The following is a 14,143-nucleotide window of genomic DNA, read 5'->3' on the forward strand; positions in this document are numbered from 1 at the left end:
CGGGCGAAGCGGGTCGCTACCATCTAGCGAGTAGCGCTCTACCGGGATTGCAAAACCGCCATCGCGGCGTTGTGACCTGCGATACCCGAGACCGCTCCGCCGCGGCGCGCACCTGAGCCGCACAGCAGTATCCGTTCGCGCGCGGTGGCCACCCCCCACCGCCGCGCCGGGGTGTCCAACGCGTCGTCGGCTTCGGCGAACGGCCAGCTCAGTCCGCCGTGGAAGATGTTGCCGCCGGTCATGCCCAGCCGCTGTTCCAAATCCAGGGTGGTCGTCGTCTCGATGCAGGGCCGTCCGTTCGAATCGACCAGCATGACGTCTTGAATCGGTTCGGCCAGAACGGAATTCAGCGATCCGAGGACGGCGTCGGTGAGCTCGTCCCGCTCGAACATTTGGTGCGGGGTGTGCAGACCGAAAACCGTCAACGTGGCCGCGCCCGATTCGCGCAGCGCCGGCGACAGGATGCTGGGGTCAGTCAGCGAATGGCAGTAGATCTCGCACGGAAGCGGTTCCGGCAGAACATGTTTGGCGGCCCGGTCGTACGCCACGTCCAGCTGCGTCCAGGTCTCGTTGACATGAAACGTGCCGCCGAAAGCCTGCTCGGGTGTGACGTTGTCGTCGCGCAGTCGCGGCAATCGCCGCAGCACCATGTTGACTTTGACCTGAGCCCCCGGCGCGGACCCCGGTGCGGGATCGCCCAGTAGGCCGGCCAGTGTCGTCGGCGTGACGCCGGACAACACGAACCGGCCGCGCACCACATGGTCGTCGTCGCGCCGGCGGTAACGCACCGCGCCGCTGTCATCGATTTGGTAAACCTCTGCACCGGTGACGATTTCAGCGCCGTGCCCGGTTGCGGCAGCGGACAGCGCCGCGCTCACCGCGCCCATCCCGCCGACCGGCACGAGCCAGTCGCCAACCCCGCCGCCGAGCAGGTGATACAAAAAGCAGACGTTCTGCTGCAGCGACGGATCGTCGAGTCGGGCGAAGGTCCCGATCAGCGCGTCGGTGGCGACCACACCACGAACCAGGTCGTGGCTCAGCGTGGCTGTGATCGCCGCGCCGATCGGCTCGTCGACCATGGCCCGCCAGGCCGCATCCGCCTCGGCGTCCCCGCTGACGACCGCGGCGCGGGCCAGCGCGCGGGTGCGCAGCGGCTCCAACACCGTCGGCCACAGTCGCTCGGTGACCAACCGGCAACGCCGATAGAACTCGGCGAAGGCCTGTTCGTCGCGCTGGGCGCCGACCGCGTCGAACGTGGAGTGGCGGCCCACCAGCAGGCCGGTGCGCCCGGCCGTCATCGGGTCGGGGGTGTACGACGAATAGGGCCGCGGCGCAAGTCGCACCGTCGCGCCGAGGTCGTCGAGGATGCGCGGCGGCAGCAGGCTCACCAGATACGCGTACCGAGACAGTTGAGCCCCGACGCCGTCGAATACCTGCGCGGACACCGCCGCACCGCCGACGTGGGACAGCCGTTCCAGCAGTTGCACCCGCAACCCGGCGCGGGCCAGATAGGCGGCGGCGACCAGACCGTTGTGGCCGCCGCCCACGATGACCGCGTCGACGTCACGCGAAGGCATCCTCAGCCCAGGTAGCCCTCGACCTCGTCGGCCGGCCGCACCGCGGCGTCGCTCGGGTCGCCACCCGTCTCACGCAGGGCTCGCCGCTGCCGCAGCAGATCCCAGCACTGGTCGAGTTGGATCTCCAGGTGGCGCAGCCGCTGGTGTTCCTCGGACTCGCTGATCTCGCCGTGTTGGAGTTGGTCGCGCAGCGCCTTCTCCTCGGCGACGAGCTCGTTGATCCGGGACAGCGCGTCCTTGTCGGTTGTCACGGGTCAAGTGTGCCCGACCGGGGTCGACTAGGGTCGCTTGCGTGTCAAGCAAACCTGAGATTCAGTTTCCCGACGGCCCCGCGCCGGCTCAACTCGTGGTCGAAGACCTCACGGTCGGCGATGGACCCGAAGCTGTGCCGGGCGGCACCGTCGAGGTGCACTACGTCGGGGTCGACTATGACTCCGGCGAGGAGTTCGACAGCTCGTGGGGCCGTGGCCAATCCATCTCGTTCCCGCTGCAGGGCCTCATTCAGGGCTGGCAGGACGGCATTCCGGGGATGAAGGTCGGCGGCAGGCGTCAGCTGACCATTCCGCCGGAGCAGGCCTACGGGCCGGCCGGCTCGGGGCATCAGCTGTCGGGCAAAACGCTGATCTTCGTCATCGATCTGCTCAGCACCCGCTGAGCGACTCGTCGAGCGTGAACCTCCCGACACGACACGCCGGGCGGCCGTCGTGATTTTCACGCTCGGCGCCTGAAGAGGGAGCGGATCAGCTCGGCGGAGGCAACTGCAACAGCAGGCGTGCACCGCCGAGCGGGCTTTCTTCCAGCGACGCCAGCCCGCCGTGCAGGTGCGCCTGCTGAGCCACCAATGCCAGGCCGAGTCCGGAGCCCGAGTGCGACGCGGTCGAGCCGCGGGAGAACCGCTCGAAGACGACGTCGCGCTCTGCTTCGGGCAGACCGCTGCCGTTGTCGTCGACGCAGATCTCGACGCCGGCCCGCGAGCTGACCGCGGACAGCTGCACGCTGGTAGCGCCGCCGTGCTTGACGGCGTTGGCGATCGCGTTGTCCACCGCGAGCCGAAGCCCGGCGGGCAGCCCGACGATGATGCAGGTCGGCGACGGCGCCAGCGACACGTCGAGCTCGGGGTAGATGCGCATGGCCTCGTGCGCCGCGCGGTCGAGCAACTCGGTGATGTCGACGGGCACGTGGTCCTCGGACGTCGACAGCTCTCCTTGGGCCAGCCGTTCGAGCGCGGAAAGCGTTGCCTCGATTCGTGTTTGGGTTCGGATCACGTCGCTGAGGACTTCTTTGCGCTGCTCGTCGGGAAGGTCGAGGGTGGCCAGCACCTCGAGGTTGGTGCGCATCGCGGTCAGCGGTGTGCGCAGCTCATGCGAGGACACCGCGGCGAAGTCGCGCGCCGACGCCAAGGCTTCCATCGTCCGGTTCTGCTCGTCCCAGATTCGTTGCAGCATGCCCCGAAGGGCTTCGGCGATCTCGACGGCCTCGCTCGCCCCGCGGACTTTGATCTGCGGGCTTTCGTCGCCGGCGTCGATCGCCCGGGTCTGCTGAGCCAGCCGTTTGAACGGCCGAACCGCGAAAGTGGCCAGCACCCAGGCGAATACGGCCGCCGCGCCGATCGAGAACAGACAGATCAAGATCACCCGGCGATGCAGATTGTTGGTGTCGGCGATGGTGGCGTCATAGGTGGCGCCGACCTCCACCAACATCGGGTGCGGCTCCGGGATGTTCACCGTGCGCACCCGGTAACGCACCCCGTTGATGTAGGTGTCGGCGTAGCCGGCCGGCAACTGGGGCAGCGTCACGGTGGTGTTCGACGTGACCGCGCCGTTGACGTGGCGCACCGTGATGACCGCGTCCTGATCATTGGGGGACTTGGGGATCTGGCCGAGCCCGCGGGGCAGGAACGGGATCGCGAAACCGGCGGCCTCGTCGAGACGGCGGTCCAGCCGTTCCTTGCGGTCGTTGGTGATGCCGAACCAGACGACGACGCCGACGATCAGCACCGGGATGGCCGCGCCGATGACGGTGGCGACGACCACGCGGGCGCGCAGCGACGGCGTGCGGGTCAAGATTCTCGACAGAAAATTCATTTCAGTCCCGTCACTGCATGCGCAGAACGAATCCCACGCCGCGGACGGTGTGCAGCAGCCGCGGGCCACCACCGGCCTCGAGCTTGCGGCGCAGGTATCCGATGAATACGTCGACGACGTTGGTGTCGGCGGCGAAGTCGTAGCCCCACACCAATTCCAGCAGCTGTGCGCGCGACAACACCGCGGTCTTGTGCTCGGCCAGCACGGCCAGCAGGTCGAATTCACGCTTGGTCAGGTCGACGTCGACGCCGTTGACCCGGGCGCGGCGGCCCGGGATGTCGACCTCCAGCGGTCCCACGGCGATGGTCTCCGACGACGACGTCGCGGTAGACCCGCGGCGGCGCAGCAATGCCCGCACCCGCGCCACCAACTCGGCCAGCACGAACGGCTTGACCAGATAGTCGTCGGCGCCGGCTTCCAGCCCGGCCACCCGGTCGTCGACGGAGCTGCGCGCGGACAGCACACACACCGGCACGTCGTTGTCCATCGCCCGCAGCGCGGTCACCACGCTCACGCCGTCGAGCACCGGCATGTTGATGTCCAGCACGATTGCGTCCGGCCGGTTTTCGGTGGCGCTGCGCAGCGCCTCGGCACCGTCGACCGCGGTCGCCACCTCGAAGCCGGACAACCGCAGTCCGCGTTCCAGTGAGGCGAGCACGTCGGAGTCGTCGTCGACAACCAAAACCCGAGGCGAAGTCCCACCAACGTCCATGTCGCCCATGATGCCTGATTACTGCCGGTAGCAGTGGGAACAGCCCCCCGGGGCGGGCCCGGCGCGGCGTTTCAGCGATAACGCCGTAACTTCGGGCTAAGCGAGCCCGATGTTGCGGTAGCGCCGCAGCCGGGCCGCGATCCGGTCGGTGTCGGGCACGCCGCGCAGCGCGTCCAGTTCGACGGCGATCGCGGCGGAGAGCCGCGCCGAGAATTCCACCGGCTCGTCGGCCGCGTCGGGATGCTCGGGCACGACGGCGTCGACGATGCCGGAGGCCAGCAAGTCGACCGAGCGAACGCCTTGTGCGGCCGACAGTTCGGGAGCGTGGTCAGTGTCGCGGAACACGATCGCGCTGGCGCCCTCCGGCGGGAGCGGGGCCAGCCAGCCGTGCAACGCGGCCAGCACCCGGTCGGCGGGCACCATCGCCAGTGCCGGGCCGCCGCTGCCCTGTCCGAGCAGCACCGACACCGTCGGCGTGTCCAGGGTGACCAGCTCGGCCAGACAGTGGGCGATCTCACCGGCCAGCCCGCCCTGCTCGGCCTCGGCCGACAGCGCCGGGCCGGCCGTGTCGATCACAAGCACCAGCGGCAGCCGAAGGCCGGCGGCCAGCGCCATGCCGCGGCGGGCCTCGCGCAGCGCCGCGGGCCCGACCAGTCCACCGATCACCCGTCGCTGGCCGAGCAGCACCGCGGGCTGTCCGTCGAATCTGGCCAGCGCCAGCAGCATCGTCGCGGCGTCGCCCTGCCCGGTACCCGACAGCAACACCTGGTCGGTGCAGCCGTGCCGCAGCAGGTACTGCACGCCGGGCCGGTCCGGTCGCCGCGACGCCAGCACCGAATCCCACGCCGGGATGTCGGGCAGCGGTTCCGCGACCGCCGGCGACGATGCAGAGCGAAGCGATGAGGAGGAGCGGCGCAACGTTTCAGCGCGTTGCGGCGCCGGGCCCGCGTCGTCGGCGACGACGGTCAGGGCCCGGTCGAGGATGCCGCGCAGCTCATCCAGCGGCACGACCGCGTCGATCACCCCGTGCCGTTCCAGGTTCTCGGCGGTCTGGACGCCGACCGGAAACGGTTCGCCGTAGAGCTGCTCGTAGACCCGCGGACCCAGGAAGCCGATCAGCGCGCCCGGCTGGGCGATGGTGATGTGGCCCAACGAGCCCCATGACGCGAACACCCCGCCGGTGGTCGGGTGGCGGAGGTAGACGAGGTAGGGCAGGTGGGCCTGCTTGTGCAGGGTGACCGCAGCCGCGATCTTGACCATCTGCAGGAATGCGACGGTGCCCTCCTGCATCCGGGTACCGCCGGAACTCGGCGACGCCAGCAGCGGCAGCCGCTCGGCGGTGGCGCGCTGGATCGCAACGGTGATCCGCTCGGCCGCGGCAACCCCGATCGAGCCGGCCAGGAAGTCGAACTCGCAGACCACCACGGCCACCCGGCGCCCGAACACCCGGCCCTCACCGGTCAGCACCGACTCGTCGTAACCGCTGGTGGCCCGGGCCTCGGCCAGCTCGCGGGCATAGGACTCACTCGTCGGGATCGCCAGCGGCTCGGTGTCCCAGCTGACGAACGATCCCTCGTCGAGCACGGCGTCGCGCAGTTGTTCGGTCCCGATCCGACTCACAGAGGCGAGGCTAATGATCAGCCTTGCGCGAGATCCAGGATGACGCCGGTGTCGTCGACGTAGCGGTCCCACAGGACCAGCAGCTCGGCCAGCTTGTCGGGGTGCGTGGCGGCGAGGTCGTCGATCTCGCCGGGGTCGGCCGACAGGTCGTAAAGCTGCCAGTCGCCCGGGCCGTACGGCTCGGGCAGGTGCAACGCCTTCCAGTTGCCCTGCCGAATCGCGTAGCGCCCGAACAACTCCCAGCCGGTGGCGGTGACGTCGTCGTGCACCGACTCGGCGTCGCCCGACAGATACCGCAGCAGCGACCGGCCGCGAACGGGGGCCACCTGGCGTCCTTGGTATTCGGCGCCGGGGTGCGCGACGCCGGCGAGTTCGAGGAAGGTCGGGGCGATGTCCATCACCGTGCTGAACGCGGAGCCGATCTCGTGCTGACGGTCGAAGCCCGGCCAGGTGATGAAACCGACGACGCGGATGCCACCTTCGGTGGTGAAGGCCTTGTGCAGTCGGGACGGCGCGGTGGCGGCCTGCGCCCAGCGCGGGCCATACCAGATGAACGAGTTGGGGGCACCGGCGTTGTCGAGGCTGTTGTCCCAGTTCTTTTCGATCTCGGCGGCGATCGCGCCGCCCAGGATCGGCAACGACTCGAGGATTGCTCCCTCGGCGCCGTTGTCGGACAGGAAGACCACGACCGTGTTGTCCAGCTCGCCGGTCTCGGCGAGGTAGTCGATCACCTTGCCGATGTTGTGGTCCATCCGGTCGACCATGGCGGCGTAGACCTCCATGCTGCGGGCGGACAGGGCTTTTTGGTCGGCGGTGAGGTCGGACCATTCGGGTTCGCCGTCGGGAACGACGGGGTGCGCGGCGACGTCGGGCGGGCACAGCCCGAGCCGCTTGAGCGCGTCCAGCCGTTTTTCGCGCAGCGCGTCGGGTCCGTCGTCGTAGCGGCCGCGGTATTTCGCGATGGTCTCCTCGGGCGCCTGAAGTGGCCAGTGCGGCGCCTGAAACGGCAGATAGGCGAAGAACGGCCGGTCATCCTGTGCGGCGCGCTCCCGGAAATAGCGCAGCAGGGTGTCTGCGTAGAAGTCCGAGGAGTAGAAGTCATCGGGCACGGTGACGAATTGGTCGTCCTCGGTGTACCGCGACATCAACGGGATGAAGTCGCCCGGGGGATTGCTGTAATGGCTTGCGCCGCCCGGCAATAACGCAAACGACCGGTCGAATCCGCGGGACCACGGCGACGTCTCGATGGTGTTGCCCAGATGCCACTTGCCCGCCATCAACGTCAGGTAACCGTCGTCGTGTAGCAGCTCGGGCAGCGCGACCACGCGGTCGTTGAGGTGTCCCTCGTAGCCGGGCTGTCCGCGGAACTGGGGAGCAACCTCGAGCATGGTGCCGATGCCGGCGATGTGGTGATCGGTTCCCGTCAACAGCATCGACCGGGTCGGTGAGCAGGCCGGCGCAGAATGAAAATCTGTCAGCCGGATCCCCGCATTGGCCAGCTGGTCCAGGTCGGGGGTCTCGATCTCGCTGCCGAAGGCGCCGATGTCGGAGAATCCGAGGTCGTCGGCCACGATCACCAGGAAGTTGGGCCTTGTCACGGGGAAGCATCCTGTCAGGTGTTCACCCGGATGGGAATGTTCCGGCCACCGCCGATTCGATACCGCTCGCCGAGACCAATAGGCTTGGCTCCATGATTGGTGTCACCCGCGTTGGAGACGTCTTGACCATTGAGTTGCAGCGTCCCGAGCGCCGCAACGCGCTCAACTCGCAACTCGTCGAGGAATTGCGCGAGGCCATCGAGAAGGCCGCGGCCGACGAAGTCCACGCCATCGTGCTCACCGGGCAGGGCACCGTGTTCTGCGCCGGCGCCGACCTGAGCGGCGACGCGTTCGCCGCCGACTACCCCGACCGGTTGATCGCGCTCAACCTGGCGATCGACGCGGTGCCGGTGCCGGTGATTGCGGCGATCAACGGCCCGGCCATCGGCGCGGGTCTGCAACTGGCCATGATCGCTGACTTGCGGGTGGTGGCACCCGAGGCGTTCTTCCAGTTCCCGACGTCGAAATACGGTTTGGCGCTGGACAATTGGAGTATTCGCCGGTTGTCGTCGCTGGCCGGTTACGGACGTGCCCGGGCCATGCTGCTGACCGCCGAGAAGCTGACCGCCCAGGACGCTCTCATCAGCGGGATGGCCAACCGGATCGGGACGCTGGCCGATGCGCAGGCCTGGGCCGCCGAGATCGCCGGGCTGGCCCCCTTGGCGCTGCAGCACGCCAAACGGGTGCTCAACGACGACGGCGCCTACGAAGACCAGTGGCCGGCGCACAAGGAGCTGTTCGATAAGGCGTGGGGTAGCCAGGACGTGATCGAAGCGCAGGTGGCACGGGTCGAGAAGCGGCCGCCGAAATTCCAGGGGGCCTGATCGGATGCTGCGTAGTGCGCTGCGACTGGCAGCGGGCACGGCCTCGCTCGCGACAGGCGGGTGGGTACTGCGAGCGCTGCACGGCACGCCGGCCGCGCTCGGGGCTCAACCCGCCGACATTCGCGGGGTCGCCGAACGTTCACCGCACTACCGCGACGGCGTCTTCGTCAACCTCGAGCCGGCCTCGCTGAACATCGGCGCCGATCAAGGGCGATCGTTGCTGTGGGAGATCCTCACCGGCCTCGAGGCCGCTCGGCCTTCGGCGGAGATCCCCGTGGAGACCCCCGGGCCGCGCACCTTCGATGCTCCCGCCGGCCAGATCGCGGTCAGCTGGTTCGGTCACTCGACCGCGCTGCTGGAAATCGACGGATACCGCGTCCTGACCGATCCGGTGTGGAGCGAGCGCTGCTCGCCGTCGGACGTCGTCGGCCCCGCCCGCATGCACCCGCCACCGGTGCCACTCGAGTCGCTGCCGGCGCTGGACGCGATCGTGATCAGCCACGACCACTACGACCACCTCGACATCGACACGATCATCGGGTTGGCCCGAAGCCAGTGGGCGCCGTTCGTCGTTCCGCTCGGTGTCGGATCGCATCTGCGCGAGTGGGGCATCCCCGACGAACGCATCATCGAACTCGACTGGAACGAGCAGACGAAAATCGATGAGCTCACGCTGATCTGCACACCGGCCCGGCACTTCTCCGGCCGCTTCCTGAACCGCTTCAACACCCTGTGGGCGTCGTGGGCGATCATTGGTCCCGCGCACCGGGCATACTTCGGCGGCGACACCGGCTACACGAAGAGCTTCGCCGAGATCGGCACCGAGCACGGACCTTTCGACGTGACGCTGCTACCCGTCGGGGCCTACAACAGGGTGGCGCGGGACGTTCACATGAATCCCGAAGAGGCCGTGCAGGCGCACTTGGACGTACACGGCGGTCTGCTGGTGCCGATCCACTGGTGCACATTCCGGCTGGCGCCCCACCCGTGGGCCGAGCCGATCGAGCGGCTGCTGACCGCCGCCGATGCCGCCGAGGTCTCGGTAGCGGTGCCCAAACCGGGCGGGCGTGTCGATCCCACGACCGCAACGGAATTCGAGCCGTGGTGGCGGCTGGAGACAGCCGGCACGAACGACGACAAGTAGCGACCACCCATGGCGAAGCTTTCTGTTTCCATCGATGTACCACTGCCGCCTGAACAGGCTTGGGCGGACGCGTCCAACCTCTCCCGCTACAAGGAGTGGCTGACCATCCACCGGGTGTGGCGCAGCAAGCTGCCCGAGCAGTTGGCGAAGGGCACGATGATCGAATCGATCGTCGAAGTCAAGGGCATGCCGAACCGCCTCACCTGGACGATCGTGAACTACAAGCCGCCGGAGGCCATGACTCTCGACGGCAACGGCGTCGGTGGTGTCAAGGTCAAGCTGATCGCCAAAGTCAAGCCGAAGGGCGATGACTCGGTGGTCAGCCTCGACCTCCACTTGGGCGGGCCCGCGTTGTTCGGGCCGATTGGCATGATCGTCGCCGGCGCGTTGAAAAGCGATATCCGCGAGTCGTTGCGGAATTTCGTCACGGTTTTCGCACCGGCCTGAGCAGGATTCGAGGCGTCGCGGGGTCGTCGCTGGACGGCAAGCGGCTACTGTCGCGGTATGTCTCGACTGCGCCCGGGCTGGATGGTCGCGCTGTTCGCCGCGATGGTGGCGATGAGTGTCTGGTTACCGTGGTTGACCACGGGCAGGCCCGGCAGCGGATGGGCCACCGCGATCGGAGGCAGCATCGACGGGCTGCACGTGCAGCAGCGGTTCGGGACGGTTCAGTTGATCGTGTTGTTGTCCTCGGCGCTGCTGGTGGCCGGCGCGGTCGTCGGCAGAGGCTTGTCGGCAAGGCCGGCATCTGTTGCCGCGCTGGTGATCTCGCTGGGCGTGATCGCGCTGATGGTGCGGTACTACTCGGTCAACGTCAAGCCGCCGGTGTCAGCGGCCTGCGGTCTGTACCTCGGTGGCGTGGCCGCAGCCGCCGCGCTGTTGTGCTCGGTCTGGGCGCTGGCGGCCTCGCTGCGCCGCTAGTCGACGCTGACCTCTGCGCCCTTCAGCGGCCGGTCGCACTGGTCGCAGGTCAGTTGCCCGACGAACGGCTTGCTACAGCCGAGATGGGTGAGGGTGACAGCGGGGCCCTCCGGTGCGTGAAACCAGTGCTGCCCGCATTGCAGGGCGGCGATGATGACGGGAAAGAATGCCCGCCCTTTCTCGGTGAGCTGATAGTCGGCGCACAACACGCCGTTGGCGCAGAAGGTCTGCAACCGGCCGGACAGCAGCGACGGGGGCGCACCCAGCTGAGTCTGGAAATCCGAGAAGCGGCTGGTGCCCAGAAAGGCGCACACCAACAATGCTGCGGCCCAACGATTTCCGAACACGCTCATCGTCTCGGGGAACAGTCCGGCCTGACCGCGCCTGCCGTCGGCGCTCGACCGGCGACGAGTCGACCCCGCAGGTACCGAGCGTGCCCACGATCCGCTCGGACCCCAGCGGGCCGCAACCTGCTTCTCAGTGACCGTTTCATCACATGCCCGGCAGATCAGTGTCGGGGCGAAGGCGCTGCCGCATCGGGTGTGCCGCATGCCCGGCAGCCGGTCGACATGATCGGGCACCCACCGCCGTTCCCACTCCCAGATCGACAGCAGCACCGGCCAGAACGCTCGTCCGCGTTGGGTGATCAGGTATTCGGCCCGCACCGGGCGGGTCTGGTACGCCGCGCGAACCAGAAGGTCGTTGGCGGTCAAGGCCCGCAATCGGTTGGTCAGCACGGTATTCGAGATCGGCAGCCGCGACATGAAATCGCCGTAGCGGGTCGCTCCCAGCAACGCCTGTTGGATGATCAGCAACGTCCACTCGTCACCGAGCAGACCCAGGATGCGACCGACCGCGTTGGTGCCGCCGGGGCTCAGCGGCGTCGGCTCAGCCTTCACAGGTCGATTGCGCCCGCGGGGGAGTCGACGTCATGCCAGCGGCGCAACTGTGCACCTGCGGCCCAGGTGGCGTGGGTGCCGCTGGAAACCCGTTCGGGCAGAGCCAGTTTGCACACCGGTCCGTCGCTGAAGCGGGCGGCGTCGAAGATCACGCAGTAGGAGGCATCGGCGTCCATGTCGGTGGTCAGCGTGATCAGGTATCCGTCGTCTTCGCTGGTGGAATTCGGTCGCGGGGCCATCGCGGCTTCGCTGCCGTACACCCCGTCGGCGAACTGATAGCGCTGTTCGCCTCCGGTGCGCAGGTCGTGCTTGACCAGACCGTCGAACAGGAACCAGCCCGGCTTGCCGGTGGCGGCGTAGGCGTACCGGTACTCGGCCGCGGCGTAATCAGGGTTGATCGTGCCGAATTCGGTGATGGACTCCGACAGCTGCTCTTCTTTGACCTCGCCGGTGACCAGGTTGAATCGCCACCGGTGCAATCGAGCTTGCAGGCGATCCAGCGCCAGGAAGCGAAACAGCTTGTCCCACTTGTCTCCGCCCGTGTCGATCGGCTGCGGCGCGCCCTCATAGAAGCCGTCGAGCACGATCTCGTCGCCGTCCTCGTAGGCGTTGGTGAAGTGCAGCACGAACGTCGGGTCGGCCTCGAACCAGCGGATGTCGCTGCTGGCGCCACGGCGCGGCACCACCGCGAAGCGCGACGGCATATCGGGGTAGAAGCGCGGCAGGTGCACGTCGTGCTCGAGCAGGCTTGGATCCCAGAACAGCGGGAAATCGTTGAGGATCACATAGTTTTCGGTAAAGGCCATATCGTGGGGCAGCCTGGGCCCAGGCAGTGGAATGTCGATGTAGTGCGAGAGCTGGTTGCTCTCGTCGACGACGCCGTAGTGCATGTGCGGGGCCTGCTTGCTGTAGTTGAAGAACAGCAGCTCGCCCGATTTCGGGTCGACCTTCGGGTGCGCCGAAACACCCGAATCGACTGGGAAGTGACCATTCCAGGACTCCTTGCCCAAGGTGTCGCCCGAGAACGGGTCGACGCGATAGAGATCGCCGCACTGGTAGAAGCTGGTCAGCGCGATGCCGCGGTGAACGATGACATCGGTGCTCGACGCGTCCTTCATCCGGGTACGGGCGCCGCAACCCCCGTCGCGCTTGGCCAGCTGCACCGGTTCGGCCAGGCCCGGCCACAGCGGCTCGCCTGCCTCGTTTTCGGCCAGGAAGCCATCGGTGCGGACAAAGCGGTTGCGGTAGAACGCTTTTCCATCTCGAAATCCGACAATGTGCACCATGCCGTCACCGTCGAACGGGTGATAGGTCTTCAGCGCCGGGTGTAACGGGTTCTCGGTGTTACGCAGATAGACACCGTCGAGGTCGCGAGGAATTTCGCCCTCGACAACGACCAGGTCGTCGGCGTCCCACTCGCTGGTCTGCGGTCGCCAGGGCCCGGTTCGGTAGGGATGGTCGTCGTCTTCGGGCAGGGTCGACAGGTACTTGCCGACGACCTCGACGTCCATTAGCTTGCCTCGTTGACGACAAAGCTGACCGTAGTCGCGGTGCTGCCGCCGAAGTTCAGCGTGCCAAAGGTTTTCGCGCCCTCAATCTGATAGTCGCCGGCCGCGCCGCTGACCTGTTTGGCCGCGTCGACGAGCATGCGCACCCCCGATGCGCCGACCGGATGGCCGCCGCCGATCAATCCGCCGCTGGGGTTGATCGGCAGCCGTCCACCGATTTCGATCTCGCCGTTTTCGATGGCTTTCCACGACTCGCCCGGCCCGGTCAGTCCGATGTGGTCGATCGCCAAATACTCACTGGGAGTGAAGCAGTCGTGCACCTCGATCCCATGCAGGTCGTCCAGGTTGGCCTGCGCGCGGCGCAACGCATCCAGCACCGCCGCGCGCACATGCGGCATGACGTAGGGGGCCAAGTCTCCGGTGGCCGCTCGTCGCAGCTTCTGCTGCAGGCCGAGCCCGACGGTGCGATGCCCCCAGCCCGCGATGCGCGCGATCGGCCGCGCAGTGGGATGCTCGCGCAGGTAGTTGTCGCTGACCAGCACGACTCCCGCGCCGCCGTCGGTCATCTGGCTGCAGTCGAACCGGCGCAGCCGGCCCTCGATGAGCGGGTTGGTCGCGCCGTCGTCACCGATCGGATTGGGCACGGTCCATTCCCTGGTCTGAGCGTTGGGGTTTCGGCGCGCGTTGCCGAAGTTGACCTGTGCGATGGCCCGTAGGTGGGTCTCGTCGATGCCGTAGCGGCGGTCGTACTCGTCGGCGACCGTGGCGAACATCGACGGCCAGAGGAACTTCGCGTCGGCGCCCTCGTGCCCGGTCCAGGCCGCTGCGCCCAGGTGGCGGGCCGCGGTGTCACCGGGCACCGTCTTCTCCAACTCGACGCCGAGAACCAAAGCGGTGTCGTAGTTTCCCGCGCGCAGATCGGCCATCGCGGCCAGCGCGGCAATGCTGCCCGACGCGCAAGCGGCCTCATGCCGCGACGCCGGGGTGTTCCAAAGCCCGTCGCACACGGTCGCGGGCATCGCTCCGAGGTGGCCCTGTTCGGCGAACATCTCACCGAAGGCATTGGCGACGTGCACGACGCCGATGTCCGCGGCGTCGATCTTGGCCGCGGTAAGTGTGGCGTCCACGATCTCGCGGGTCAGATCCGCGAAATCGAGCCCTTCTTTGGTGAGGTTTCGGGCGAAGTCGCTTTGAAAGCCGCCGAGAATCCAGACGTCGGTGTCCATAACCAGCACGCTACTACAACTAAAAGAGTC

14 protein-coding genes are annotated in these 14,143 nt (G+C 67.6%); 5 read left to right on the top strand and 9 right to left on the bottom strand.

Annotation, left to right across the window (positions count from 1 at the left end; all coding sequences use genetic code 11):
* Positions 1 to 38 precede the first annotated feature (38 nt).
* Complete coding sequence (locus tag ACQY5A_RS12835) at positions 39 to 1,577, bottom strand: phytoene desaturase family protein (RefSeq protein WP_428340737.1); 1,539 nt, start codon at positions 1,575 to 1,577, stop codon at positions 39 to 41.
* A gap of 2 nt (positions 1,578 to 1,579) precedes the next feature.
* Positions 1,580 to 1,828 (bottom strand): DUF2630 family protein, encoded by a 249-nt coding sequence (locus tag ACQY5A_RS12840; protein ID WP_428340738.1) that lies wholly within the window; start codon positions 1,826 to 1,828, stop codon positions 1,580 to 1,582.
* Between the two features lie 41 nt (positions 1,829 to 1,869).
* Here ACQY5A_RS12840 and ACQY5A_RS12845 point away from each other — a divergent pair, with 41 nt between their 5' ends.
* Positions 1,870 to 2,232 carry an FKBP-type peptidyl-prolyl cis-trans isomerase gene (locus ACQY5A_RS12845; RefSeq protein WP_428340739.1) on the top strand — a complete coding sequence of 121 codons (363 nt, stop codon included), beginning with the start codon at positions 1,870 to 1,872 and terminating at the stop codon, positions 2,230 to 2,232.
* An 85-nt stretch (positions 2,233 to 2,317) separates the two neighbouring features.
* On the opposite strand, the gene ACQY5A_RS12850 is transcribed toward ACQY5A_RS12845, so the two are convergent.
* The 4 genes from ACQY5A_RS12850 to ACQY5A_RS12865 form a co-directional block, all read right to left on the bottom strand.
* Positions 2,318 to 3,661 (bottom strand): HAMP domain-containing sensor histidine kinase, encoded by a 1,344-nt coding sequence (locus ACQY5A_RS12850; protein ID WP_428340740.1) that lies wholly within the window; start codon positions 3,659 to 3,661, stop codon positions 2,318 to 2,320.
* 10 nt (positions 3,662 to 3,671) lie between these two features.
* Complete coding sequence (gene prrA / locus ACQY5A_RS12855; protein ID WP_428340741.1) at positions 3,672 to 4,382, bottom strand: two-component system response regulator PrrA; 711 nt, start codon at positions 4,380 to 4,382, stop codon at positions 3,672 to 3,674.
* A gap of 87 nt (positions 4,383 to 4,469) precedes the next feature.
* A complete protein-coding gene (locus ACQY5A_RS12860) occupies positions 4,470 to 5,993 on the bottom strand; it encodes a carboxyl transferase domain-containing protein (RefSeq protein ID WP_428340742.1) in 1,524 nt (507 codons plus the stop codon).
* 17 nt (positions 5,994 to 6,010) lie between these two features.
* Entirely contained in the window at positions 6,011 to 7,591 is a 1,581-nt protein-coding gene (locus ACQY5A_RS12865) for an arylsulfatase (protein ID WP_428340743.1), read from the bottom strand.
* Positions 7,592 to 7,683: 92 nt separating this feature from the next.
* Here ACQY5A_RS12865 and ACQY5A_RS12870 point away from each other — a divergent pair, with 92 nt between their 5' ends.
* The 4 genes from ACQY5A_RS12870 to ACQY5A_RS12885 are packed head-to-tail and all read left to right on the top strand — an operon-like array spanning position 7,684 to position 10,480.
* Positions 7,684 to 8,415 carry an enoyl-CoA hydratase gene (locus tag ACQY5A_RS12870; protein ID WP_428340744.1) on the top strand — a complete coding sequence of 244 codons (732 nt, stop codon included), beginning with the start codon at positions 7,684 to 7,686 and terminating at the stop codon, positions 8,413 to 8,415.
* Between the two features lie 4 nt (positions 8,416 to 8,419).
* Entirely contained in the window at positions 8,420 to 9,559 is a 1,140-nt protein-coding gene (locus tag ACQY5A_RS12875) for an MBL fold metallo-hydrolase (protein WP_428340745.1), read from the top strand.
* A gap of 9 nt (positions 9,560 to 9,568) precedes the next feature.
* Positions 9,569 to 10,006, top strand: coding sequence for a type II toxin-antitoxin system Rv0910 family toxin (locus ACQY5A_RS12880; protein WP_428340746.1), 438 nt, complete (start codon positions 9,569 to 9,571; stop codon positions 10,004 to 10,006).
* 57 nt (positions 10,007 to 10,063) lie between these two features.
* Positions 10,064 to 10,480, top strand: coding sequence for a hypothetical protein (locus tag ACQY5A_RS12885; RefSeq protein ID WP_428340747.1), 417 nt, complete (start codon positions 10,064 to 10,066; stop codon positions 10,478 to 10,480).
* On the opposite strand, the gene ACQY5A_RS12890 is transcribed toward ACQY5A_RS12885, so the two are convergent.
* Genes ACQY5A_RS12890 through ACQY5A_RS12900 form a run of 3 tightly spaced genes read right to left on the bottom strand, consistent with a single transcriptional unit; the run spans position 10,477 to position 14,113 of the window.
* Positions 10,477 to 11,379: a winged helix-turn-helix transcriptional regulator gene (locus tag ACQY5A_RS12890; protein WP_428340748.1), complete on the bottom strand. Its 903-nt coding sequence runs from the start codon at positions 11,377 to 11,379 to the stop codon at positions 10,477 to 10,479. The genes ACQY5A_RS12885 and ACQY5A_RS12890 overlap by 4 nt on opposite strands.
* The gene (locus ACQY5A_RS12895) at positions 11,376 to 12,890 is read right to left on the bottom strand and encodes a carotenoid oxygenase family protein (protein ID WP_428340749.1); all 1,515 of its coding nucleotides are present in this window, start codon (positions 12,888 to 12,890) and stop codon (positions 11,376 to 11,378) included. The genes ACQY5A_RS12890 and ACQY5A_RS12895 overlap by 4 nt, the downstream gene beginning before the upstream one ends.
* On the bottom strand, positions 12,890 to 14,113 hold the full coding sequence (locus tag ACQY5A_RS12900) for an acetyl-CoA acetyltransferase (RefSeq protein WP_428340750.1): 1,224 nt from the start codon (positions 14,111 to 14,113) through the stop codon (positions 12,890 to 12,892). Before ACQY5A_RS12900 ends, ACQY5A_RS12895 begins: the two co-directional genes overlap by 1 nt.
* Positions 14,114 to 14,143: the final 30 nt, after the last annotated feature.

The organism is Mycobacterium sp., assembly GCF_965277065.1.
Taxonomy (GTDB): Bacteria; Actinomycetota; Actinomycetes; order Mycobacteriales; family Mycobacteriaceae; genus Mycobacterium.

What these genes read in the sequence shown, in the direction of transcription:
- ACQY5A_RS12870 (WP_428340744.1), top strand. Translation starts at nt 7,684, where the DNA reads ATGATTGGTGTCACCCGCGTTGGAGACGTCTTGACCATTGAGTTGCAG.
- ACQY5A_RS12835 (WP_428340737.1), bottom strand. Translation starts at nt 1,577, where the DNA reads ATGCCTTCGCGTGACGTCGACGCGGTCATCGTGGGCGGCGGCCACAAC.
- ACQY5A_RS12900 (WP_428340750.1), bottom strand. Translation starts at nt 14,113, where the DNA reads ATGGACACCGACGTCTGGATTCTCGGCGGCTTTCAAAGCGACTTCGCC.
- ACQY5A_RS12880 (WP_428340746.1), top strand. Translation starts at nt 9,569, where the DNA reads ATGGCGAAGCTTTCTGTTTCCATCGATGTACCACTGCCGCCTGAACAG.
- ACQY5A_RS12895 (WP_428340749.1), bottom strand. Translation starts at nt 12,890, where the DNA reads ATGGACGTCGAGGTCGTCGGCAAGTACCTGTCGACCCTGCCCGAAGAC.
- ACQY5A_RS12875 (WP_428340745.1), top strand. Translation starts at nt 8,420, where the DNA reads ATGCTGCGTAGTGCGCTGCGACTGGCAGCGGGCACGGCCTCGCTCGCG.
- prrA (WP_428340741.1), bottom strand. Translation starts at nt 4,382, where the DNA reads ATGGGCGACATGGACGTTGGTGGGACTTCGCCTCGGGTTTTGGTTGTC.
- ACQY5A_RS12850 (WP_428340740.1), bottom strand. Translation starts at nt 3,661, where the DNA reads ATGAATTTTCTGTCGAGAATCTTGACCCGCACGCCGTCGCTGCGCGCC.
- ACQY5A_RS12885 (WP_428340747.1), top strand. Translation starts at nt 10,064, where the DNA reads ATGTCTCGACTGCGCCCGGGCTGGATGGTCGCGCTGTTCGCCGCGATG.